The sequence below is a fragment of the Maricaulis parjimensis genome, from assembly GCF_016817355.1.
Taxonomy (GTDB): Bacteria; Pseudomonadota; Alphaproteobacteria; order Caulobacterales; family Maricaulaceae; genus Maricaulis; species Maricaulis parjimensis.
The window spans coordinates 1-22,298 of sequence record NZ_JADOTT010000005.1; the positions used below are offsets into that span (position 1 = coordinate 1).

Genomic DNA, 22,298 nt, shown 5'->3' on the forward strand with positions numbered 1-22,298 from the left:
CCCGCCCCCCCGGACCGGGGGGGAATAGGCAAAGCGGGTGGATTGATCGGAGCGGGCCTCTCTTGTCTGAGCTGGGCTCAGGCGGATGATTACATCATGCCGCCCATACCGCCCATGCCGCCCATGTCCGGCATGGCCGGAGCAGCGGACTCGTCTTTCGGAGCGTCGGCGACGGCGGCTTCCGTGGTGATCAGCAGGGAGGCGACGGAGGCCGCATCCTGTAGAGCCGTACGGACAACCTTGGCCGGGTCGATCACGCCGAAGGACAGCATGTCGCCGTATTCTTCGGTCTGAGCGTTGAAGCCGAAGGTGGCGCTGTCATTTTCCAGCACCTTGCCGACCACGATGGAGCCTTCAACGCCGGAATTCGTGGCGATCTGGCGGATCGGAGCCTGCAGGGCGCGAGCGACGATGGCGATACCCTGGGTCTGATCCGGGTTGTCACCTTCCAGGCCGGCCAGCTTCAGCGTGGCCTTCAGGAGGGCCACACCACCGCCCGGGACGATGCCTTCTTCCACCGCAGCGCGGGTGGCGTTCAGGGCGTCGTCGACGCGGTCCTTCTTCTCTTTCACTTCGATCTCGGTGGCACCGCCAACCTTGATCACGGCGACACCGCCGGCCAGCTTGGCCAGACGCTCTTGCAGCTTCTCGCGATCGTAATCGGAGGAGGTGTCTTCAGCCTGCTTGCGGATCTGCGAGACGCGGGCTTCGATCTGGGCCTTGTCACCGACACCGTCGACGATCGTCGTGTCGTCCTTGGTGATGTTGACGCGCTTGGCAGAGCCCAGCATGTCCAGCGTGACGGTTTCCAGCTTGATGCCGAGATCTTCGGAGATGACCTGGCCACCGGTCAGGATGGCAATGTCTTCCAGCATGGCCTTGCGGCGATCGCCGAAGCCCGGAGCCTTCACGGCGGCGATCTTCAGGCCACCGCGCAGCTTGTTGACCACGAGGGTGGCCAGGGCTTCGCCTTCGACATCTTCCGCGATGATCAGCAGCGGACGGCCCGACTGCACCACGGCTTCCAGGATCGGGAGCATCGGCTGCAGGGAGGTCAGCTTCTTTTCGAACAGCAGGATGTAGGGCTCTTCCAGCTCGGCCTGCATCTTGTCCGCATCCGTGATGAAGTACGGGGACAGATAGCCGCGGTCGAACTGCATGCCTTCCACGACGTCCAGCTCGGTTTCGAGGGATTTGGCTTCCTCGACCGTGATGACGCCTTCCTTGCCGACCTTGTCCATCGCCTTGGCGATCATTTCGCCAATGTCGTTAGCGCCATTGGCGGAGATGGTGCCGACCTGGGCAACTTCACCGCTGTCTTTGACCGGCGTGGAGATCGCCTTGATGTCTTCGATGACCAGGGCGACGGCCTTGTCGATACCGCGCTTCAGGTCCATCGGGTTCATGCCGGCAGCCACCGACTTCATGCCTTCGCGCACGATGGCCTGGGCCAGAACCGTGGCGGTCGTGGTGCCGTCACCGGCGATGTCGTTCGTCTTGGACGCGACTTCGCGCAGCATCTGGGCGCCCATGTTTTCGAACTTGTCGGTCAGCTCGATTTCTTTGGCGACGGAAACGCCGTCCTTCGTGGTGCGCGGAGCGCCGAAGGATTTCTCGATCACGACATTGCGGCCTTTCGGGCCCAGCGTGACTTTCACAGCGTTGGCGAGGATGTCGACGCCGCGCAGCATGCGCTCGCGGGCGTCAGAACCGAAAAATACGTCTTTAGCAGCCATGGGATTGGTTCCGTTGTTCTGAGTGGATCGCTGGGTGGACGGGCCGGTTAGGCCATCACACCGAGGATGTCGGACTCTTTCATGATCAGGAGCTCGTCACCGCCGAGGGTGACTTCGGTGCCGGACCATTTGCCGAACAGGATGCGGTCGCCGACTTTCAGGTCGAGCGGACGGACAGAGCCGTCATCCTTGATGGCACCGCCGCCGACAGCGACGACTTCGCCTTCCTGCGGCTTTTCCTTGGCGGTGTCCGGGATGATGATCCCGCCTTTGGTCGTGGACTCTTCTTCGACGCGCTTCACCAGCACGCGGTCGTGCAGAGGACGAAAGGTCATCTTGGTTCTTCTCCAGCAAGAGGACTGTGATTTCTGCAGGACCGGGGTGCGTTAGCACTCACCCCAGCCGACTGCTAACAGCGGCGGAGATAAGGGGCGGGTGAGGGAGCGTCAAGGGGCGGCGGGTGCGTTTTTTTGCAGGCGGTGCCGCGCGGGCCGGAATCCCCGATCGCGCTGCGCTGCAGGAGAAATCGGTTCGGCACACCCCTTGGGTCACGGCATTCATTAGCGCCCAGGCGCGGTGCCTGCGAGTCGGGGCCGCAGGAGTCAGCGACGGAATACCAGTCAGCCTGCGTTCATCTTCACCTGCGTCCAATTGGCGTTGGAATGCCTGTCACATTTCAGGCTATGATCCGTTTAGTTGCATCGCTGAGAAGGTATACCCATGAAACTCCGCACTGCCGCCGTCTCTGTCACGGCCCTGGTGGCAATGACCGCCTGTACCACCACGGATCCCTACACAGGCGAAACCCGCGCCAACAATACCGGACGCGGTATCCTGATCGGGGCTGCTGCTGGCGCGGCCCTGGGTTATCTCACCAATACCAGCGACAGCAGTGAAGGCCGGACCAATGCGCTGATCGGCGCCGGTATCGGTGCCCTGGCTGGTGGCGCCATTGGCAATTACATGGACCGCCAGGAAGCGGCCATGCGCGAGGCCCTGTCCGATACGGGCGTCGGCGTCCGCCGTGAGGGCAATGATCTGCGCCTGATCATGCCGGGCGACGTGACCTTCGCCACCAACTCCTCCGATATCCAGGGCCAGTTCTATGGCATCCTCAATGATGTCTCGACCGTGCTGAACCGCTATCCGGCGACCTATATCGACGTCGTCGGTCACGCCGACTCCACCGGTCCGGACGCCTATAACCAGACCCTGTCGGAACAACGGGCCATTTCCGTCGCGAACTACCTGATTGCCCAGGGCGTGCTGCGCGACCGGTTCTACGTCGCGGGCATGGGCGAGCGCTCGCCGATTGCGGACAATTCCACCGCCTATGGCCGGCAGCAGAACCGCCGCGTGGAAATCCTCATCCGTCCGCACGCTGCGTCGTAATTCCCGCGATTTCGTCGCGGTGACATTGAAATACGTCTGAAGCGGCCCGCCTGTGTGCGGGCCGCTTTATTTTATGCATGGCCTGAAACTTCAATAAGTTAGATAAGAAACCCCTCAATAGGGTTTACCTTCGTTAACCAAACGACAACCGGGCCCGACACAGCTTAACCTTCAAGCCCATGTGACGATTCGCTGTCTGGAAGACCGCCATGCCCCGCGCGCTCGATATTCTTATCCTCATGACCTATGTCGCGATTGCGACTGTGGCCGCGATCGGTTTTGAACGGCTCGGCCTCATGCCGACCATGACGGCCTGGATGATGGGCGCGATCGTTTTCATCGTTGCCGGCATGGCGCATTCCGCGGCGTCGCGCACCCAGGAGCGCCGGGCGCTGGAACAGGAAATCCACAATCTCAAAGCCTCCAACCTGGCCTTGGCCGAGGAGTTCGAGGCCGCCCAGAAACGCCTGGACGAGATCACCGATGATCTGCGAGCAGAGGCCGTCGAGCGGGACAATGCCCTGGTCCATGAAGTCCGTGTCCTGGAAGACCTTGTGCGCCGCGTTGGTGGTCCGGCCGGTATGGATGGCAAGCCGGTCCAGACGGAGACGGCTGAAGCCGGTATCGATATCGAGATCGTCCGCGAGGCACTGTCGGCCAATCGCGTTGACCTCTATTTGCAGCCGGTCGTCACCCTGCCGCAGCGCCGCATCGCTTTCTATGAAGGCTATACCCGGCTGCGCGACACGACGGGCCGTGTGATTGCTCCGGCCACCTTTATCCAGGCCGCTGAACAGGCTGGCATCATGACCGAGGTGGACAATCTCCTCCTCTTCCGGTGTGTCCAGATCGTGCGCCGTCTGACCGGCCAGGACCGCAAGGTCGGCATCTTCTGCAATATCTCGCTGAACTCGCTGTCGGATGAGGATTTCTTCCCGGAATTCCTCGACTTCGTCCGCCAGAACAAGGACCTCGCCGGTTCGCTGATCTTCGAGATTTCCCAGCGCGCCTTTGAAGAGCGCGACGCCGTCGCCGCCCGCAATATGGCCCGCATGGCCGATTTCGGTTTCCGCTTCTCCGTTGACCAGATCCAGCACGTCGATCTCGACCTGGAAACGATGGAGCGCGCCGGCGTGCGTTTCGTGAAGATTGGCGGCCAGCGCCTGTTGAGCGCGATCAATGAGTACGAGCCGATTGCCGGATATGAACCGGGGGCGATTTCCCACGAGGACCTCGCCGGTCTCTTCGCGCGTCACGGCATCGACCTGATTGTCGACAAGATCGAGGACGAGGCCACTGTGGTCGAAGTGCTCGAACTGGATGTCGCCTATGGCGAAGGCCATCTCTTCGGAGAGCCGCGCCCGGTGCGCGATGAGGTGCTCGAAGAAGCGGCCCAGCCGGCCGGCCTGCGTCTCGTCAGCTAAATTCCTGCAGGCCGATTGACGCCGTCGCAAGTGGCTGCTTCAAGCGCGGCATGACACAAGCTGCGCATCTGGCTCCGCTGCGGGAGCATTATGACACCCTGTATTGCGATGTCTGGGGCGTGATCCGCGACGGTCGTGCCTTGCTGCCCGAGGCGGTCGAGGCCTTGCGCGCATTCCGCCAGGCCGGCGGTGCCGTCTGTCTCGTCTCCAACTCCCCGCGGCGCAGTTCCAGCCTGAACACGTTTCTGACCCAGATGGGGCTGCCGGATGATGCGACGGATGCCATGGTCACATCCGGTGATGCCATCCACAGCGAACTTGTGGATCGCGTGCCGGGCAAGGCCTGGCATATCGGACCGGACGAGGATCACAGCCTGTTCAAGGGGCTCGACCTGGATTTCGTCGATGTCGGGGAGGCGGACTTCATCGCCTGTACCGGGCCGGACGATTACTGGAATGGAAAGCCGGAAGACTATCGCGAGCGGCTCGAATCGGCTTTGTCGCGTGGTCTCGACCTGGTCTGTGCCAATCCGGACATTGTCGTTCAGGCCGGTGACCAGCTGATCTATTGCGCGGGCGCGATTGCGCGCATGTATCGCGAGATGGGCGGGCGTTCCATCGTGGCGGGCAAGCCGCACAAGCCGATCTATGATCTGGCCCGGTCCGCTCTGGAAGCCGCAGGCTTCGCGGTTGATCTGGGCCGGACCCTGGCCATCGGCGACGGTCCGGAAACCGATGTCGCCGGGGCTGACCGTATCGGGATTGATGCGCTTTTCATCGCGGACGGTATTCTGGGCGCCAATGTGAAAAGCGACAGCTTCGATGGAGAAGCTGTCGCTCGCGCACTGGACGGTTATGGGGTTTCGGCGCGCTGGTTGGCGCCGAAACTCGTCTGGTAGTCCCGCGTGTCCTAGTCGAACAGGGAGTCGATCGAGGACTGGTCGAGATCCGGCACGCTGCCGGCCTCGGCGAACATCGCGTCGATGTCGTCCTGACTCGTTTCCGGACCGCCAAGAGCGGGACCGTTGAGCAGGTTTTTCTCGTTGCGCTCGCGTTCGGCTTTTTCCTGTTCGGATTCGAAGCCGTCGGCATCGCGGACACCCATCACCTCGGCAAAGCGGGCGACGCGGCTTTCCACGTGACGCAGTGAGTTGACCACTTTGGACACACGCTGTCCGGCCAGGTCCTGGAAGGAACAGGCTTCGATGATGGTCATCATGCGCGCCTCGACGGCGGCCCGATACTCATCATAGTCAGTGGAGTCCTCACAGAGCACGGCCTCGGCCTCGCTCATGATGGTCTCGGTTGCTTTTTCCGTGTCACCGACGACGGCTTCCAGCTCTACGCCGGCAGACGGGATGCGTTCCGTCTTGATGTCGTTGGGACGCAGCGCCGCAATCTCGTCGCGGGTCCGCGAGATATAGTCGGCGATGTAGTTGAATTCCTGGCAGATCGACTGGTCGAGAGAGCTGAAGAACAGCTTCATCGTATCCGTCAGCTGGTGGGCCAGCTTCAGGACTTCCATGATCTGCGCATCCTGCAGGTCGCTGGCTTTCAGTGACGCCAGGGACGTGCGAACTTGCGCTGCAACATTGGCGGCGGGCATGGGGCCCTCCTTCCTTAGCGAACTCAATGGGCGGTTGGGGCAGTTCACGGGGGTTTCGACTAGAAGTCGCCCAGAACTGCGGCCATCTTCGCCTTGAGGGTGCCGGCGTTGAAGGGTTTCACGATGTAATTGTTTACACCGGCCCGCTTCGCGGCGACCACGTTTTCGGTTTTGGATTCGGCGGTGACCATGATGAAGGGCGTCGCCTTCATGCTCTCGTCAGCACGGACCTTTTGCAGCAGTTCATAGCCGGTCATCGGTTCCATGTTCCAATCGGAAATGACCAGACCGTACTTGTTTTCCTGCATTTTCTGATAGGCTTCCTGGCCATCAGCCGCTTCATCCACATTCTCGAAGCCGATTTGCTTGAGAAGGTTGCGAATGATGCGGATCATGGTTTTGTAGTCGTCAACAACCAGGATAGGCATCGTCATCTCGACAGCCATATGTAGTCTCCATCCACTCGGCGCGTTTACACACATAAGGACGGCTTGTTCCGCCGTCTTCAGCACGGACCCTAGACATTCGCGGATAAAAATCGGTTAAAGCGGTTACAAAGATGGAGTCGCCCATGGCAGAAGTGCGCGGTATCGCCCTGGAAGAAATGGAAATTGGCCAATCGGCTGAGGCGGTTAGAACGGTTACCGAGGAAGACCTCGATCTGTTCGCAAAAGTCTCCGGCGACTATAATCCGGTGCATATGGACGAGGAATTTGCCCGTTCGACCCCATTCCGGGGCCGGATTGCACATGGTGCTTTGGTGGCCTCATTCATTTCCGGCGTGCTTGGAAACCAGCTGCCCGGACCGGGCGCGATCTTCCTGGGCCTGAACATGCGTTTCTTCCTGCCGACCCGTATCGGTGACGAAGTGACGACCCGCGTGACGGTGAAGTCGGTCGATCTGAAATCCCGCAAGGCCGTGATGCAATGCATCTGCACCGTGGGTGACAAGACAACGATGGAGGCCGAGGCCGAAGTCATGGTCCGCAAGCGCCGCCGCAAAGCCGACGATTGATCCGCATGCAGGTTTTCCAGGGTTTCCAGTCCATTCCCGATGATGGCCGAGGCTCGGTCGTCGCGCTGGGCAATTTCGATGGCGTGCACCACGGGCACCGCCACGTGATTGCGCTGGCCAGCGGTCTGGCGGAGACGCTCGACGCGCCGCTCGGCGTGGCCCTGTTCGATCCGCATCCGCGCCGTTTCTTTGCGCCGGACGCGCCAGCCTTCCGCCTGATGGGCGAGCATCGCCGCAACCGGACGCTGGAATCGCTGGGCGTGGAACGCCTCCACATCCTGCCTTTCACGGCGGACATGGCCGCCATGACGCCGGAGCAGTTTGTCGCCGACGTGCTGGATGAGGGGCTGGGTATCAAGGGTGTTGTCACCGGATCCGACTTCCGCTTCGGCGCAGGCCGGGCTGGCACGATCGGTGAGCTGGAACGCCTGTGCGCAGCGCGCGGGATCAAGACCGCCTTTGCCGACTTGCACGGCAATGGGGCTGACAAAGTGTCCTCGACGCGGATCCGCAAGGCGATCCTGGATGGCGACATGAAGGCGGCCGCCGAACTCATGGGCACGCCCTGGGCCATCGAGGGCATCGTCCAGAAGGGTGACCAGCGGGGTCGCACGATCGGCTTCCCGACCGCCAATATCGATCTGGGTGATTTCGTCCGTCCGGCCTATGGCGTCTATGCCGTCCGGGTGGGCCTGCCGGGACAGGATGCAGCAGTCGATGCCGTCGCCAATTTCGGCAAACGCCCGACGGTGGATGGCCTCAGTGAATTGCTGGAAGTCCACCTGTTCGATTTTGCAGGCGATCTGTACGGCCAGGCGCTGGAGGTCGAGTTTCAGGCTTTCATCCGTCCGGAACGCAAGTTTGACGGGCTGGACGCCCTGAAGGCGCAAATCGCCGAGGATGCGGCGCAGGCCCGCCGCCTGCTGGCGGCTCCATCTGGCCCTTCAACTGGACCGGCCTGACGGGCTCTGTTACACGCGTTTCCATGGTCAATAGACACGGTCTCAACCGCCGCGCGGCTCTCTTCTCCGCGTTGAAGACGGGGCGAATTACCAGCCCGGCCCGCTTGGGGTGATCCAGGCGGTGCCGGGAGATGTTCCGCTTTGAACCCTGAGATGACCCCCACCGCAAGGACATGATCCGATGACGGATAATTCGCACGAGAACGGCCAGACTGCCGACGCTCGCGACTACAAAGACACGCTTTTCCTGCCGACCACCGAATTCCCGATGCGCGCCGGCCTGCCCAAGAAAGAGCCGGAATGGCTGGAGCGCTGGGCCAAGCTGGATATCTACAAACAGCTGCGCGCCCGTTCCAAAGGGCAGGAGCGTTTCGTTCTGCATGATGGTCCGCCCTATGCGAACGGCCATATCCATATCGGCACCGGCATGAACAAGATCCTCAAGGATTTTGTCGTGCGGTCACGCCAGATGGCCGGCCTGGATGCGCCCTATCGTCCGGGCTGGGACTGCCACGGCCTCCCGATCGAGTGGAAGGTCGAGCAGAATTTCCGCGCCAAGGGCCGAAACAAGGACGATATCCCGAAACAGGAATTCCGGGCCGAGTGCCGCAAATACGCGTCCGAATGGATCGATGTTCAGCGCGAGGAATTCCAGCGTCTCGGCGTGGCCGGTGAGTGGAATGATCCCTATCTGACCATGTCCTTCGACGCCGAAGCTCGGATCGTCGAGGAATTCCTGAAATTCGTGGAAGAGGGCCTGGTCTATTGCGGCTCTGCCCCGGTGATGTGGTCGCCGGTCGAGCAGACCGCCCTGGCGGAAGCCGAAGTGGAGTATCACGACAAGGTCTCCACCACGATCCACGTCAAATTCCCGCTGCGCGGTGTGCGCAAGGATGGTTCGGCTGTGCCGAAATCCTGCATCGGCGCAAGTGTCGTCATCTGGACCACCACGCCCTGGACGATCCCGGGCAACCGCGCGATCTGTTTCTCGCCGGAAATCAGCTATGGCCTCTACAAGGTGGTCGGCGTTGATGGCGGGGATTTCCAGCCCTGGGCGGCGCCGGGCGATCTCCTGATCGTGGCCGATGCCCTGTGGGAAGAGACCGCAGCGGCTGCGAAGATCGTCAATGCCGAGCGTCTTGAGACCGTCGACCCGTCCGGATTTGTCTGCTCGCACCCGCTGGCCGAAGCCGACAAGTATTGGAGCTATCCGGTCCCGCTTCTGCCCGGTGAGCATGTCACGGACGAAGCCGGTACCGGATTCGTCCACACCGCACCCAGCCATGGTGCGGAAGACTATGTTGCCTGGATGGCCTTCCCGGAATGGCATGACAAGCACGAGGCCGTGCCGCATGTCGTCGGCGCGGACGGTGCCTATTACGAGCACATCCCTCTCTTTGCAGGCCTGCACATCATCCGTCTGGATGGCAAGAAACAGGGCCAGGAAGGGCCGGCCAACAAGGCGGTGATCGACCAGTTGATCACGTCTGGCCAGCTTCTGGCGCGTGGCCGGCTGGAACACTCCTATCCGCACTCCTGGCGGTCCAAGGCCCCGGTCATCTTCCGCAATACGCCGCAATGGTTCGTCGCGATCGACCGGCCGATGAAATCGGGCGGCACGCTGCGCGAGAAGGCCCTGAAGTCGATCTCCGAAACCGGCTGGACGCCCTCAGTGGCCGAAAACCGCATCCGCTCCATGGTCGAGCAACGCCCGGACTGGCTGGTTTCACGCCAACGCGCCTGGGGCGTGCCGCTCACCCTGTTCGTCGAGAAGGGCACGACCCGCGTGCTCAATGATCCCAAGGTCAATGCGCGCATCGTGAAAGCGGTCGAGGCCGACGGCGCGGATGCCTGGTTTGAACGCCCGTCCGCCGAATTCCTGGGCTCCGAATACGATGCGGACAGCTATGAGAAGGTCACCGACATTCTCGATGTCTGGTTCGACAGCGGCTGTACCCATGCCTTTGCACTGGAGCCGCGGGCTGACCAGAAATGGCCGGCGGATCTGTATCTTGAAGGTTCCGACCAGCACCGTGGCTGGTTCCAGTCCTCCTTGCTGGAAAGCTGCGGCACGCGCGGCCGGGCACCCTATGACGCCGTGCTGACCCATGGTTTCGTGATGGCGGGCGATGGCCGCAAAATGTCGAAATCCCTCGGCAATGTCCTCGCCCCGAATGAAATCGCCAAGAAATACGGCATCGAGATCATGCGCCTCTGGGTCGCCGCGCAGGACTTTACGGATGATCTGCGGATCTCCGAGGAAATCCTTCAGACCTCCGTCGATGCCTATCGCAAGATGCGCAACACGATGCGCTATCTGCTCGGGGCCCTGCACGGATATGACGAGACCGTGGAGCACCTCCCGGTGGATCGCATGCCGTCGCTGGAGCGTTGGGTGCTGCACCGTCTGCAGGAGCTCGATGAGGTCGTGAAGTCCGGCTATGCCGCCTATGACTTCAAGAAGGTCTATGCCGCCCTGTTCAATTTCTGCGTGGTCGACCTGTCCGCCTTCTATCTCGATGTGCGCAAGGACAGTCTTTATTGCGACCGGCCGGACAGTGATCGCCGCCGGGCCTGCCGTACCGTCATGCATGAAGTCTTCATGCGTTTGACGGCCTGGCTCGCTCCGATCATGCCTTTCACGATGGAAGAAGTCTGGCTCAGCCGCTTCCCGTCCGAAGATGACAGCGTGCATTTCCGCACCTATCCGAAAACGCCGTCCAGCTGGCACAATGGGGCCCTGGCCGAGAACTGGCGCACCATTCGTCGCCTGCGTCGCGTCGTGAACGGGGCGCTGGAAGTGGAACGTCGTGAAAAGCGGATCGGGTCCTCCCTGGAGGCGGCACCGCGTGTCCACATCACGGACCCGGTCTATCGGTCGGCGATGGCCTCGGAAGCCCCGGGCGGGGATGTCGATGAATTCCTCGCCGAGATCACCATCACCAGCCAGGCCTATCTGGTGGACGGTGCGGCGGACGGTGAGGCTTTCCGGCTTGATGATGTCGCCGATATCGCCGTCGTGCCGGGTCGTGCCGAAGGGAAGAAATGCGCCCGCTCGTGGAAATACTCCACGGCGATCGGTTCCGATGCGCGTTATCCGGATGTGACACCGCGCGATGCCGATGCCGTGGCCTTCTGGGATGCCCGGAATGGCTGATGGCCTTGCCGCGTTTCGCCAGCGCCTGAGCCAGCCGGTCACCCGGATCGGTCTGGCGCTGGCGGGCGGGATTCTCGCCCTCGACCAGTTGACCAAATACCTGGTGCTGGACCGTCTCAATTTCTCGCCGCCCGGCTGCCTGGATTTCCAGCGCGCGGAGCCGGCGGAACGGGCGGTGATGGCCAATACGTGCGGCCATATCGAACTCTCACCGGTTTTTGATCTCACCATGGTGTGGAACAAGGGTGTGAGCTTCGGCCTGTTCGGAGCGGATACTTGGGTTGGCCGGCTCGTCCTGATCACCTTCTCCCTGGCCGTCGCCGCCGGCCTTCTGGCCGGCCTGTTCCAGACGGGGCCGTTGAAGGCCCTGCGCCCGCTTCAGGGCGCGGCTTTCGGCTTCATCATCGGGGGCGCTGTCGGCAATGCGATCGACCGGGGCCTCTACGGCGCCGTGGTGGATTTCCTGAATTTCTCGGACATCCATTTCCCCTATGTCTTCAACATCGCCGATGTCGGGATCAATCTCGGTGTTGCCGCGATCATCCTGGACATGCTGCTCAGCGACCGGAAATCCGAAAGCACGCGTTGAACGGGTGGGATGCGGGCTGGCGATTGGGCCCGGTCTTGGCTTATACTGACAGCAACAATCCACGGAGTTACGTCCAGATGCGTTTGCGTACAGCCCTTATTGCCTTCACCGGTGCCGCCATCACCCTGTCCGGGTGCTCCAGCGCTCCGCAGATTCTGGCGTCCGGCCGGACCACGCCGGACGAATTCCGCACGGTGACGATCGCGCCGCTGACGGTTCCGCCGGAATATAATCTGCGTCCGCCGGCCCCGGGCCAGCCGCGCCCTGACGAAATCTATCCGGACCAGCAGGCCCGTGCCGCCCTTCTGGGTGAAAGCGGTGCTTTTGACGGGTCCGACGGGGAAGCCCTGCTCGTCGCCCAGGCGGGTGGTGGTGCAGCCGATCCCTTCATCCGCTCCATCATTGATGGCGAGACGGCGGGCGTGGTCCGCAAGTCGCGCAGCTTTGCCGACCAGATCCTGTTCTGGCGCGATGGCGAGTATCAGCCGCCGGTCGATGCGACCCCGCTGGACGCTGAAGCCGAGGCCGAGCGCCAGGAGCGCATCCAGAATGTGACCGGTGGTGGTGATGTCGAGATCGAACGCGATCGTCGTCTGCTGCCGAAACTGCCGGGTCTCTAAGACCTGGACAGGTGTCCGCACTTGACCGACTCGGGGCCAGCCAAGAGGCTGGCCCTATGTCTTTGACCGCCACCCAACCCATCATCCGCCGCCTGCCGCCGGAGACCGTCAACCGCATTGCGGCGGGCGAAGTCGTCGAGCGTCCCGCTTCCGTGATCAAGGAATTGGCGGAGAATGCGCTGGATGCCGGCGCCCGCCGGATCGATATCACCGCCGAGGGTGGGGGCCTGGTCCGCCTGGTCGTCGAGGATGACGGCAAGGGGATGAGCGAGGCGGAACTCGCGCTCTGCATTGAACGCCATGCCACGTCCAAGCTTCCCGTTGGTGAGGATGGCCAGGATGATCTCCTCAATATCGGCACGATGGGTTTCCGAGGCGAGGCCTTGCCCTCCATCGGCTCGATTGCGCGCCTGACCATCACCAGCCAGGCGAAAGGGGAGGGCGATGCCTTCACTATCGCCGTTGAGGGCGGCAAGACGCATGGCACGGCACCGGCCGCGCCGCTGGGGCGTGGCGGTACGCGGATCGAAGTGCGCGACCTCTTCTACGCCACACCCGCCCGTCTGAAATTCCTCAAGAGCGAGCGCTCGGAAAACCAGGCGATTTCCGATGTCGTCAAACGCCTGGCCATGTCGCGGCCGGATGTTGGCTTCTTCCTCACCCTGGATGGCCGCAAGCGCTTCTCCGTCGCGGCCGAGCGCGGTGATGACAGCGAAGCCCGCAAGGCGCGCATGTCGGCCATGCTGGGGACGGATTTCGGGGATAATGCCCTGGAGGTGGACCAGGAGCGCGAGGGCATCCGCGTTTCCGGCTTCGCCAGCCTGCCGACCTTCTCGCGCGGCTCTTCCCAGCACCAATATCTCTTCGTGAATGGCCGCCCGGTCCGCGACAAGCTCCTGCACGGGGCGATCCGCGGCGCTTACCAGGATTTCCTCGCCCGGGACCGCCACCCGGTCGTGGCGCTCAATGTCGACCTTCCCACGCATCTGGTGGATGTGAATGTTCACCCGGCCAAGGCCGAAGTCCGCTTCCGGGACTCCGGGCTCGTGCGCGGCCTGATCGTCGGCTCGCTGCGCCATGCCCTGGCAGCGGCAGGCCACCGGGCCTCGACCACCGTGTCAGGCTTTGCCCTGGGCCGCGCCCGGCCGGAAGGCTTCCAGGACGGGCCGCGCCATTACCAGTCGGCTGCCGGTCAGGTCGCCGGTTGGGGACGTCCCGCCGAACCCATCCAGGACCGGGTCTTCGATCCAGGCATGTCGGCCCGCGTCGAACCGGACATGCCGGGCTTTGTTCCGCCGGCTGATGTCGCTTACCAACCAGGCGCAGCCGCACCCTCCGCGCCGACCGAAGCGCCGCCGCCGGACTGGCCGCTCGGTGTCGCCCGCGCGCAATTGCACGAGACCTATGTCGTCGCCCAGACGCAGGACGGGATCGTCATTGTCGACCAGCATGCCGCCCATGAACGCCTCGTCTATGAGCGCATGAAGAAGATGATCGCCGAAACCGGCGTCCAGCGTCAGCAACTCCTCGTGCCGGAAATCGTCGATCTCGATGAGAACGAAGCCCGCCGCCTGCTCGAGCGCACCGAGGAACTGGAAGAACTCGGCCTGGTCATTGAGGCTTTCGGCACCGGTGCCATCGCCGTACGCGAAACACCGGCCCTTCTGAAGAAGCTCGATGTCCAGGGTCTGATCCGCGATCTCGCCGACGATCTGGCCGAATATGACCAGGCGCTCTCGCTCAAGGAAAAGCTGGAAGACGTGGTCGGCACGATGGCCTGTCACGGCTCCGTCCGCTCCGGCCGCCGCCTGACCGGCGAGGAAATGAATGCCCTCCTGCGGGAAATGGAAGCCACGCCCCATTCCGGCCAGTGCAATCACGGCCGCCCGACCTATGTCGAGCTCAAGCTGAGCGATATCGAACGCCTGTTCGGGCGGCGCTAGGCCCGCGTCAGGAACAGCACCTTCGCCGCGCCGTATTCCTTGACCACCTGGGCCTCCCAGCCCGGCGTTTCCGGCTCTTCCTCGACACCGACTTCCAGCACCGCCACGGCATCCTCGCTGACCCAGTTCCCCTTGAGCAGATTGCTCAGCGTCTTGGGGCCCAGATCATGGCCATAGGGCGGGTCCAGGAAGACCAGGTTGAAGGGCGCGCCCAGATTGGAGGGTTTCTCGCCCAGCGCGGTGGCGTCGCGGCGGTGGATACGGGTGTTCCCGAACAGCTGCAGCGTGTCGACATTCGTGCGGATCGCCCCGCGCGCCTCGGCGGCCATTTCCACGAACAGGCAGAAGGCGGCACCCCGCGAGACAGCCTCAATGCCCAGCGCGCCGGAACCAGCATAGAGATCGATGACCCGGGCATCCTCGATGGGCGGGCACCACTCGGCATGCTCGATCACATTGAACATGTTCTCGCGCGCCCGGTCCGAGGTCGGACGGGTGGACCGGCCCTTCGGCGCGACAAGCGCGCGATTGCGGAACTTTCCGCCGACTACCCGCATGGCCTAGCGGCCCCCGCGCGGCTTGCGTGGCCCGCGATCCGGTCCGCCGGTGCGGGAAGGTCCACCGCTGCGGGACGGCCCGCCTGAACGTAAAGGGCCGCCTGACCGCGATGGGCCGCCCGCTCGGGCTGGGCCATTCGGGCGTGGCGCATCGCCGGATGCGCGTCCGCGAGCCGGCGCGGGACGACCGCGCGAGCGCTTGAGCGGTTTGGCACCGTCCAGATCTTCCGCTTCGCGCGGCAGGCCGGGCTGACCCGGACCGCCCATCTTCCGGCCCATGGGTTTGCGGCCCGGGCGTTGTGGCTTTTTCTTGGCGACGGCTTCACCGGTCGTGCTGGCGATCTCGACGAGATGGCCGCACTGGTCCTTCAGCACGCGTCCCGGCACCGGCTTGATCTCGCCACGCGCCAGATCGCCCAGCTGGAACGGGCCATAGGCGGTCCGGATCAGCCGGTTGACCCGCAGGCCGACACTGTCGAGTGCCTTGCGGACCTCACGGTTCTTGCCCTCGCGAATGCCGACATTGAGCCAGATATTGGAGCCGGTCTCGCGTTCGATCTCGACATCCATCGGGCCATACTTGATCCCGTCGACCGTGACGCCGGCCTTCAGCTTGTTCACGGCAGCCTGGTCGACCGTGCCGAAAGCGCGGGCGCGATAGCGGCGCATCCAGCCGGTCGAGGGCAATTCCAGGGCGCGGGCGAGGGCCCCATCATTGGTCAGCAGGAGCAGGCCTTCGGAGGTCAGGTCGAGACGGCCGATGGAAATGACCCGGCCGATATCATCCGGAATTGCGTCGAACACGGTCTCGCGGCCTTCCGGGTCGGCATGGGTGGTCACCAGTCCGGCGGGTTTGTGATAGCGCCACAAACGGGTCGCGGCCGGCGGGTCCACGCGCTTGCCATCGACCTCGATCTGGTCGGCGGCAGAGACCTTGAAGGCGGGCGTGTCCAGCTTCTTGCCATTCACTCGGACGCGGCCATCCTCGATCATGCGCTCGACCTCACGGCGCGAAGCCACACCGGCGCGCGCCAGATATTTGGCGATGCGTTCGCTGGTTTCGTTTTCGCTCACGCTTGACCCTTTCACTCGGTCGCTCTAACCCGCCGCAGATGACGGACCTGCGCGATACACGTTTTATGGAACAAGCGCTACGCCTTGCTCATGCGGCAGCTGAAGCAGGCGAAGCGCCGATTGGTGCCATTCTGGTTGATCCGGCCACGGACGAGATCATTGCAGAGGCCCATAATGCGCCGATTGCCGGCCATGATCCAACCGCCCACGCTGAAATCCTTGCCCTGCGGCGCGGTGCCGAAAAGCTTGGCAATTACCGGCTCACCGGGCTGGAGCTCTATATCACGCTGGAACCCTGCGCCATGTGTGCTGGCGCCATCAGCCATGCGCGCATCGGGCGTGTCATCTATGGCGCGCCGGACGAGAAAGGTGGGGCCGTGGCCCATGGTCCGCGCTTTTTCGAACAGCCCACCTGCCACTGGCGTCCCGAAGTGACCTCCGGCATTCTGGCCGAAGAGAGCGCGGACTTGCTGCGTTCCTTTTTCAGGGCAAGACGCAAGGCGAAGAGCGATGGCGTTTGATCCGGACCTGGCAGACCGGCTGGAAGCCGAATTGCGGATGCAGGGGGCTGATCCGGTCCGCAAGCGCATGTTCGGCGGGATCGCCTTCCTGATGGGCGGGCATATGGGCTGCGGACTGGTTCAGGGCGAGATGCATGTCCGCGTCGGACCGGATGCCTATGCCGAAAACCTGGCCAAACCCGGCGCTCGTGAAATGAATGTCACGGGCCGTGTCATGACCGGCTGGGTGACGCTGGACGGGCCGGAAGATCTGGATGATGACGCCTTGTCAGACTGGATATCCACGAGCCTCGCCTTCGTCCGGACATTGCCGCCCAAGCCCTGACGGTATTTCGACAAATTCCGTATGATGGAACCTGTCATAAAACCTTGTCTTGAGTTGAATCAGTGCGCGGACGAATAGGGGCCTGAAGCTCTGGAGCGTCCGCATCATGCGTGCACTGACCAAATTCGTGACCGGGTTCGTCCTCGCCCTTTCCGCGGGAGCTGCCGCGCAGGCGAACACCACGGTGTGTGCCGACGCGCCCCTGCTGATCCAGGATGTGACCATCGTCGATGCCTCGGGCAGCTGGGACCACCAGGACATCTTCATCGAGCAGGGCCGGATCTCCGCCATCGGCGAAGGCCTGATGCTGGAAACCGCTCAGGCTGTGACCGTGATGCATCGTCCGGGCTCTATCGTGCGCCCGCGTTCGCAAGCTCCGGCGTCGACGGGGGCCATTTTCATTCGCACGTCGACCGGCGCGTCCGGTTCGGCGTCCGCGCGCCGGACCATCCTGATGCCGGGCGTTCCGGCGGATCTGGTCGTCTACGCTGCACAGTCCGATGATGTCATCATGGATCAAGTCGAGCTGGAAATCAGCGAAGGCCGCATCCTCGGCGCACCGCTGACCTGCCAAGGCTAGTCAGCCCGTCAGGCGTTCAGCCGGGCCTCCAGCCCTGCCTTCACGCGGGGCCATTCTTCCCGCAGGACCGAAAACCAGACCGTATCCCGCCATTCGCCGGTCCAGCATTTCAGATGCCGGCGTAGCGTGCCCTCCCGCGTCGCCCCCATCTTGGTCATGGCGGCCTGGGAACGCAGGTTCCTGTGATGCGTCTTCAGTTCCACCCGTTCGGCACCGCAGGCAAAGGCCCGTTCCATCAGCAGGTGTTTGCAGGCCGGATTGATTTTCGTGCCGCGCGCCTGTGCGCCATACCAGGTCCAGCCGATCTCCAGGCGGGCATGTTCCGGCACGATGGAGAGCAGCGCGGTATGGCCCACTGGCTGACCCGTTTTGAGGTCCGTTACGCAATGGGAAATCTGCGTGCCGGAGAGCGTGTTGGCCAGCATCAGATCGAACCAGTCATCAAAATGCTCGCCATCCCCGCGCAGCGAGGTCAGCGCCCAAATCTCCGCCTCCTGCGCCAAAGGCCGCAGGGCTTCGCGATGGGCCTCGGTCAGCGGGTCCAGCCGGACATGAGTGTTTTCGAGCACGCGCGGTGAAATCTGCATTCCGTCATCCTGCCAGCAGAAGAAGGCCGCGCACGATGTAGACGAGACCGATCGCGCTGACGATAAATTTCGTCCACTGGCGGAACTGGATATCGCTCATCATGGCCAGGAAACGCGCGCCCAGCGTCGTGCCGAGAATGGCCAGCGGCGCGGCGACCAGCAGCCATTGCGCATTCGGCAGGGCGTTCGCGGCCAAGGCTGGCAGGATGTAATAGCCGATCTTTACCGCGTGGGCGATGACCTGCGTCGCCGCCTTGGTCGCCACGATGCACCGCCGGTCGCGCTCGGTGTCGGCGAAGAAGACATCCAGCAGGGGGCCGGAGACGCCGGCGACCGTGTTGAGGCCCGTCACGATGAAGCCGCACAAGGCGGCATGGACCGGCCGGGCGGCATCGAAATGGATCAGCGTCTTGGGTAGCCAGATCACGCCCGGCACCAGGCCCAGCACGATGAAGAGCCAGGCCTTGTCCAGTTCGAAGGCGATGAAAACCAGGAGGGCTGCCGCACTGGCCGAGCCCAGCAGGTAGATGCCCAGAATGCGCCAGTCGATCCATTTATAGTGCAGGACAGCGCGCCAGCCATTGGAGACGCTCTGGATCACGCCGTGAACCACCATGGCGGAGGCGACGGGCAGCACAAGCGCCAGCACGCCCATCAGGATCAGCCCGCCAGCCATCCCGAACACGCCGGAGATGAAAGCCGTGACAAAAGTGGCGAGCAGGATCAGGGGCATGCTTGTCTCGTTTGAAAAACGCCTATTTCTTGAGGGCGAACATACAGGGGAAGACCATGTCCGTTACGGTGATTGTCAGTGGAGTCGCAGCTGTTGTGGGCGGCGCGTTGGGGTTGGGCAGCCTGATCAGCCCGTCCTGGGGCGCCAAAGTCGTCCGGCTGCAACCCTCATCCAAGCCTGGAGGCTGGGCCGAGTTCCGGGCGACCTATGGCGGCGGGCTTCTCCTCCTCCATGGTGCGGTATTGCTGACCATCGCCATGCAGGCCCAGGCCGGAATGGCCAGCGTCATTGCCACGGGATTTGCCGCAGGGGCCGCTTGGCTCGGCATGGCGATCGGCCGCACGACCTCCATTCTCCTCGATCACGACAAGCGCCAGACCCGTACCGGTTACAATCTCTTTTCGGTCGGTTTCGAACTGGTCGTCGGTCTGGCCCTGATGGCGCCTTGGCTGGGCCATGTCATGGGCTGATACCGGTTCTGACCCGCTTGCGGAACACAACAGGAACATCTATAAGTTGTTGTATGTGGGGAGCCGTCAAAAAGCGTGTCATGACCTTCTGGCGGAGCCTGCTTCGCTTGCGTCTGGCCTTCAGTCCCAATCGCTCCGTCTGGCAGAGCTGGGAACAGTCGACACGCGCGGCCGGGCTGGGCGCAATCGGGGTGTCGGTCTTCGCCTCGGGTGACCAGGTGAACCCCTGGAGCTTGGGGTTCGGAATTGTTCTCCTGGTGCTCAACGCCTATATTGCAAGGCATCTCGGACAATATGACAGGGTGGAGGACTAGCTGATGGACGTCACGATCTGGCCGCTCGGTGTGTTCACTGCGCTCGCCGTTGTCGTCGTCGTGTGGGCCAGCTGGGTCGAGAAGAAGCAAAAGGCGAAGACGTCCGAAAACCGGGACAGGTCTGGCGCCTGAGCCCCTGTGCCGTGTATTGCCGCCACGCGACCATGCCAGTTTGAAGACCTGCGTCCGCACCGGATCAAGGCGCGGACGCGTGAGCTATCGCATGATGCCTGATCAGGCCCCGGCATTCTTCGCAAAACCCCAGGCCGCTTCGGCCAGCGGCACGACGGCCGCGCCCATTTCCTGGGCCCGGGAATTGGACGCATTGCCCTGCAGGGAGCGCGCATAGACACCCTGTACGATCGAGGCGAGGCGGAAGATATTGTAGGCGAAGTAGAAGTCCAGCTCGGGGATGCTGTCCCGCCCTGTCCGCTCGCAATAGGCTTGTGTGTATTGCTCGATCGAGGGAATGCCGAGGGCTTCCAGATCAATGCCCAGAAAGCCATTGCGCACTTCCTGCGGCATCACCCAGCCCATCAGCTGATAGGTGAAGTCCGCCAGCGGATCGCCCAGCGTCGACAACTCCCAGTCCAGCACCGCGATGACGCGCGGTTCGGTGGGGTGGAAGATCATATTGTCCAGCCGGTAATCGCCATGGACCACGCTGGTGCGTTCCTGTTCGGGCGCGGCCTGCGGCAGCCACTCGATCAGATTGTCCATGGGCGCGATCGTGCTGGTCTCGGCGGCCCGGTATTGTTTGGACCAGCGGCCGATCTGGCGCTGGAAATAATCACCCGGCTTGCCGTACTCACCGAGGCCGGCTGCGACCGGGTCGATGGAATGCAGATGCGCCAGTGTGGCATTGGCCGCGTCGTAGATCGGCCCGCGTTCCGACTTGTCCAGATCGGGCAGAAGCGGATCCCAGAAGATCCGGCCCTCCACGAAATCCATGACGTAGAATTCCGTGCCGATCACATCGCGGTCCATGCACAGGCCCTGCATGGCCGGAGCCGGGAAGCCGGCGGCGCCAAGCTTGCTCATCACCTCGAACTCGCGGTCAACGGCATGGGCAGACGGCAGCAGCTTGCCCGGCGGCTTGCGTCGCAGGACATAGCCCTTCTCAGGCGTGGAGACTTTGTAGGTCGGATTGGACTGTCCGCCCTTGAACTGGCTGACGCTCAGTGGGCCGGCATAGCCGTCCACATTCGCACTCATCCATCGGGCCAGGGCGCCTTCATCAAAGGCGAGGGCATCGGCAACCTGTTTGGTGCCGGAGAATTGGTCGTCGATCTCGCTCATTCGCCCAGATAAACCTCGCCGCCCTTCATCACGAAATCGACGTCGCGCAATTCCGAGATGTTTTCCAGGGGATTGCCGTCTACGGCGACGATGTCGGCAAACTTGCCGGCTTCGATCGTGCCGATCACCTCATCCATCTGGACGTGGCGGGAAGCATTGATCGTGGCCGTCACAATGGCTTCCATCGGCGTCAGACCGGCATCAACGAGGAGTTCGAATTCGCGGGCATTGAGGCCATGGCGGGACACGCCGCTATCGGTCCCGAAAGCAATGGTCACGCCGCCCTCATGGGCCCGGCGCGCCATGTCCAGCATGACCGGACCCACTTCGCGCGATTTGGCGCGCTGATTGTCTGTCATGAAGTCCGCCGTCTCGGCCAGTTCTGCCACGGTGACACCGGCCAGAACGGTCGGCACGAGATAGGCACCATTGCGGCGCATCAGGCGGATCGACTCGCGGTCCAGATAGGTACCGTGCTCGATCGAGTCGCCACCGGCTTCCAGGAAGGAATTGATGCCGGTCACACCATGGGCGTGCGCGGTGACGCGGCGACCCATCATGTGCGCGGACTCCACAATGGCCGCCAGCTCGTCATCAAAGAATTGCTGTTCCACCCCGGCAGCCGTGTCGGAGAGGACGCCGCCCGTGGCGGTGATCTTGATCACATCGGCACCGCCGCGGATCAGGGTGCGAACCGCTTCGCGGCACTGGGCCGGGCCATTGCAGGCGGTTTCCGACGCAAACATGTGCAGCACGTCGAGCGAGAAGCCGTTGATGTCGGCATGCCCACCCGTCGGCGTCACGGCGCTGCCGGCGATCCGCATGCGCGGGCCGGGTACATCGCCATCATTGATCGCGTCCCGCAGCGCCAGGCTGGCTTCGAAATTGCCGCCGACATCCTGAACCGTCGTGAAGCCGGCGAGCAGGGTGGTGCGGGCATTGACGGCGCCGTCAAACGCAAAATCCGCTGCCGAGTGCGTGAAGTCATTGAAGCGCCGGCCCGGGCCGAGTTCCGATTGCAGATGCACATGGCTGTCGATGAAGCCCGGCATCACATAATCGTCGGATAGGTCGACAATGGTCGCGCCCTCCGGGCTGACAAAGCCAGCTTCCACGCTTTCGATCCGGTCGCCACGCACCAGAATGGACTGGTCCTCAAGCGGCGCTTCACCTGGAACAGCCAGCAGCCAGCCGGCATGGATGACGGTCAGCGGCGCCTCGTCGGCGGCGTCCTGTGCCTGCGCCAGACCGGCAGCAGCGGTCAGGGCCAGGGCGGAAATGGCAGATTTGAGCATGACGTCTCTCTCCCCAGAAAATACGTGGGGGGAAGCTTGATCATGCCCATCGGGAAGTCAAATGCCGGGAACGGCTAACGCGCTTAAACCGTAATGTGT

General features: G+C 63.0%; 25 protein-coding genes. 15 read left to right on the top strand and 10 right to left on the bottom strand.

Features of this window, described 5'->3' with window-relative positions; all coding sequences use genetic code 11:
- Nucleotides 1-89 precede the first annotated feature (89 nt).
- Nucleotides 90-1,736 carry a chaperonin GroEL gene (gene groL, locus I0K07_RS09445; protein ID WP_203292732.1) on the bottom strand — a complete coding sequence of 549 codons (1,647 nt, stop codon included), beginning with the start codon at nt 1,734-1,736 and terminating at the stop codon, nt 90-92.
- A 47-nt stretch (nt 1,737-1,783) separates the two neighbouring features.
- On the bottom strand, nt 1,784-2,071 hold the full coding sequence (locus tag I0K07_RS09450; RefSeq protein WP_203292734.1) for a co-chaperone GroES: 288 nt from the start codon (nt 2,069-2,071) through the stop codon (nt 1,784-1,786).
- Nucleotides 2,072-2,456: 385 nt separating this feature from the next.
- On the opposite strand from I0K07_RS09450, the gene I0K07_RS09455 reads away from it, so the two are divergent.
- The 3 genes from I0K07_RS09455 (at nt 2,457) to I0K07_RS09465 (ending at nt 5,451) form a co-directional block, all read left to right on the top strand.
- On the top strand, nt 2,457-3,128 hold the full coding sequence (locus tag I0K07_RS09455; RefSeq protein ID WP_203292736.1) for a YiaD family glycine zipper/OmpA-like lipoprotein: 672 nt from the start codon (nt 2,457-2,459) through the stop codon (nt 3,126-3,128).
- A 209-nt stretch (nt 3,129-3,337) separates the two neighbouring features.
- Nucleotides 3,338-4,552: an EAL domain-containing protein gene (locus I0K07_RS09460; protein ID WP_203292738.1), complete on the top strand. Its 1,215-nt coding sequence runs from the start codon at nt 3,338-3,340 to the stop codon at nt 4,550-4,552.
- A 50-nt stretch (nt 4,553-4,602) separates the two neighbouring features.
- The gene (locus I0K07_RS09465) at nt 4,603-5,451 is read left to right on the top strand and encodes a TIGR01459 family HAD-type hydrolase (RefSeq protein WP_203292739.1); all 849 of its coding nucleotides are present in this window, start codon (nt 4,603-4,605) and stop codon (nt 5,449-5,451) included.
- 11 nt (nt 5,452-5,462) lie between these two features.
- On the opposite strand, the gene I0K07_RS09470 is transcribed toward I0K07_RS09465, so the two are convergent.
- Nucleotides 5,463-6,158, bottom strand: coding sequence for a protein phosphatase CheZ (locus tag I0K07_RS09470; protein ID WP_203292741.1), 696 nt, complete (start codon nt 6,156-6,158; stop codon nt 5,463-5,465).
- Between the two features lie 59 nt (nt 6,159-6,217).
- The gene (locus tag I0K07_RS09475; RefSeq protein WP_203292743.1) at nt 6,218-6,604 is read right to left on the bottom strand and encodes a response regulator; all 387 of its coding nucleotides are present in this window, start codon (nt 6,602-6,604) and stop codon (nt 6,218-6,220) included.
- Nucleotides 6,605-6,729: 125 nt separating this feature from the next.
- Here I0K07_RS09475 and I0K07_RS09480 point away from each other — a divergent pair, with 125 nt between their 5' ends.
- The 6 genes from I0K07_RS09480 to mutL all read left to right on the top strand — a co-directional run bounded on the left by I0K07_RS09480 (nt 6,730) and on the right by mutL (nt 14,444).
- Nucleotides 6,730-7,173 (top strand): MaoC family dehydratase, encoded by a 444-nt coding sequence (locus I0K07_RS09480; RefSeq protein ID WP_203292745.1) that lies wholly within the window; start codon nt 6,730-6,732, stop codon nt 7,171-7,173.
- A 5-nt stretch (nt 7,174-7,178) separates the two neighbouring features.
- Entirely contained in the window at nt 7,179-8,135 is a 957-nt protein-coding gene (locus I0K07_RS09485) for a bifunctional riboflavin kinase/FAD synthetase (RefSeq protein ID WP_203292747.1), read from the top strand.
- A 181-nt stretch (nt 8,136-8,316) separates the two neighbouring features.
- Nucleotides 8,317-11,292, top strand: coding sequence for an isoleucine--tRNA ligase (ileS, locus tag I0K07_RS09490; RefSeq protein WP_203292749.1), 2,976 nt, complete (start codon nt 8,317-8,319; stop codon nt 11,290-11,292).
- On the top strand, nt 11,285-11,881 hold the full coding sequence (lspA, locus tag I0K07_RS09495) for a signal peptidase II (RefSeq protein ID WP_203292751.1): 597 nt from the start codon (nt 11,285-11,287) through the stop codon (nt 11,879-11,881). The genes ileS and lspA overlap by 8 nt, the downstream gene beginning before the upstream one ends.
- A 77-nt stretch (nt 11,882-11,958) precedes the next feature.
- Nucleotides 11,959-12,501, top strand: a complete 543-nt coding sequence (locus I0K07_RS09500; RefSeq protein ID WP_203292753.1) for a DUF3035 domain-containing protein — start codon at nt 11,959-11,961, stop codon at nt 12,499-12,501.
- 56 nt (nt 12,502-12,557) lie between these two features.
- Nucleotides 12,558-14,444, top strand: a complete 1,887-nt coding sequence (mutL, locus tag I0K07_RS09505; protein WP_203292755.1) for a DNA mismatch repair endonuclease MutL — start codon at nt 12,558-12,560, stop codon at nt 14,442-14,444.
- On the opposite strand, the gene rsmD is transcribed toward mutL, so the two are convergent.
- A complete protein-coding gene (gene rsmD / locus I0K07_RS09510; RefSeq protein WP_203292757.1) occupies nt 14,441-15,001 on the bottom strand; it encodes a 16S rRNA (guanine(966)-N(2))-methyltransferase RsmD in 561 nt (186 codons plus the stop codon). The two genes, mutL and rsmD, sit on opposite strands and share 4 nt — an antisense overlap.
- 3 nt (nt 15,002-15,004) lie before the next feature.
- Complete coding sequence (locus I0K07_RS09515) at nt 15,005-16,075, bottom strand: pseudouridine synthase (RefSeq protein ID WP_338041052.1); 1,071 nt, start codon at nt 16,073-16,075, stop codon at nt 15,005-15,007.
- A gap of 38 nt (nt 16,076-16,113) precedes the next feature.
- Between I0K07_RS09515 and tadA the strand changes: the two genes are divergently transcribed.
- The 3 genes from tadA (at nt 16,114) to I0K07_RS09530 (ending at nt 17,501) form a co-directional block, all read left to right on the top strand.
- Nucleotides 16,114-16,596 (top strand): tRNA adenosine(34) deaminase TadA, encoded by a 483-nt coding sequence (tadA, locus tag I0K07_RS09520; protein WP_203292759.1) that lies wholly within the window; start codon nt 16,114-16,116, stop codon nt 16,594-16,596.
- Nucleotides 16,586-16,921, top strand: a complete 336-nt coding sequence (locus I0K07_RS09525) for a TfoX/Sxy family protein (protein ID WP_203292761.1) — start codon at nt 16,586-16,588, stop codon at nt 16,919-16,921. Before tadA ends, I0K07_RS09525 begins: the two co-directional genes overlap by 11 nt.
- Nucleotides 16,922-17,027: 106 nt before the next feature.
- Nucleotides 17,028-17,501 carry a hypothetical protein gene (locus I0K07_RS09530; protein ID WP_203292763.1) on the top strand — a complete coding sequence of 158 codons (474 nt, stop codon included), beginning with the start codon at nt 17,028-17,030 and terminating at the stop codon, nt 17,499-17,501.
- A gap of 8 nt (nt 17,502-17,509) precedes the next feature.
- Here I0K07_RS09530 and I0K07_RS09535 read toward each other — a convergent pair whose 3' ends face one another.
- Both I0K07_RS09535 and I0K07_RS09540 read right to left on the bottom strand, forming a co-directional pair.
- On the bottom strand, nt 17,510-18,088 hold the full coding sequence (locus I0K07_RS09535) for a GNAT family N-acetyltransferase (RefSeq protein WP_203292766.1): 579 nt from the start codon (nt 18,086-18,088) through the stop codon (nt 17,510-17,512).
- Nucleotides 18,089-18,092: 4 nt separating this feature from the next.
- Nucleotides 18,093-18,821 (bottom strand): sulfite exporter TauE/SafE family protein, encoded by a 729-nt coding sequence (locus tag I0K07_RS09540; RefSeq protein WP_203292768.1) that lies wholly within the window; start codon nt 18,819-18,821, stop codon nt 18,093-18,095.
- Between the two features lie 56 nt (nt 18,822-18,877).
- On the opposite strand from I0K07_RS09540, the gene I0K07_RS09545 reads away from it, so the two are divergent.
- From I0K07_RS09545 to I0K07_RS15980, 3 genes are all read left to right on the top strand, one after another.
- Nucleotides 18,878-19,291 (top strand): hypothetical protein, encoded by a 414-nt coding sequence (locus I0K07_RS09545; protein WP_203292770.1) that lies wholly within the window; start codon nt 18,878-18,880, stop codon nt 19,289-19,291.
- A gap of 80 nt (nt 19,292-19,371) precedes the next feature.
- Nucleotides 19,372-19,605 carry a hypothetical protein gene (locus tag I0K07_RS09550; protein WP_203292772.1) on the top strand — a complete coding sequence of 78 codons (234 nt, stop codon included), beginning with the start codon at nt 19,372-19,374 and terminating at the stop codon, nt 19,603-19,605.
- A gap of 3 nt (nt 19,606-19,608) precedes the next feature.
- On the top strand, nt 19,609-19,737 hold the full coding sequence (locus I0K07_RS15980; protein ID WP_275297506.1) for a hypothetical protein: 129 nt from the start codon (nt 19,609-19,611) through the stop codon (nt 19,735-19,737).
- Nucleotides 19,738-19,839: 102 nt separating this feature from the next.
- On the opposite strand, the gene I0K07_RS09555 is transcribed toward I0K07_RS15980, so the two are convergent.
- Nucleotides 19,840-20,904, bottom strand: coding sequence for a phosphotransferase (locus tag I0K07_RS09555; RefSeq protein WP_203292774.1), 1,065 nt, complete (start codon nt 20,902-20,904; stop codon nt 19,840-19,842).
- Nucleotides 20,901-22,199, bottom strand: a complete 1,299-nt coding sequence (locus I0K07_RS09560) for a metal-dependent hydrolase family protein (protein WP_203292776.1) — start codon at nt 22,197-22,199, stop codon at nt 20,901-20,903. The genes I0K07_RS09555 and I0K07_RS09560 overlap by 4 nt, the downstream gene beginning before the upstream one ends.
- Between the last annotated feature and the right edge of the window lie 99 nt (nt 22,200-22,298).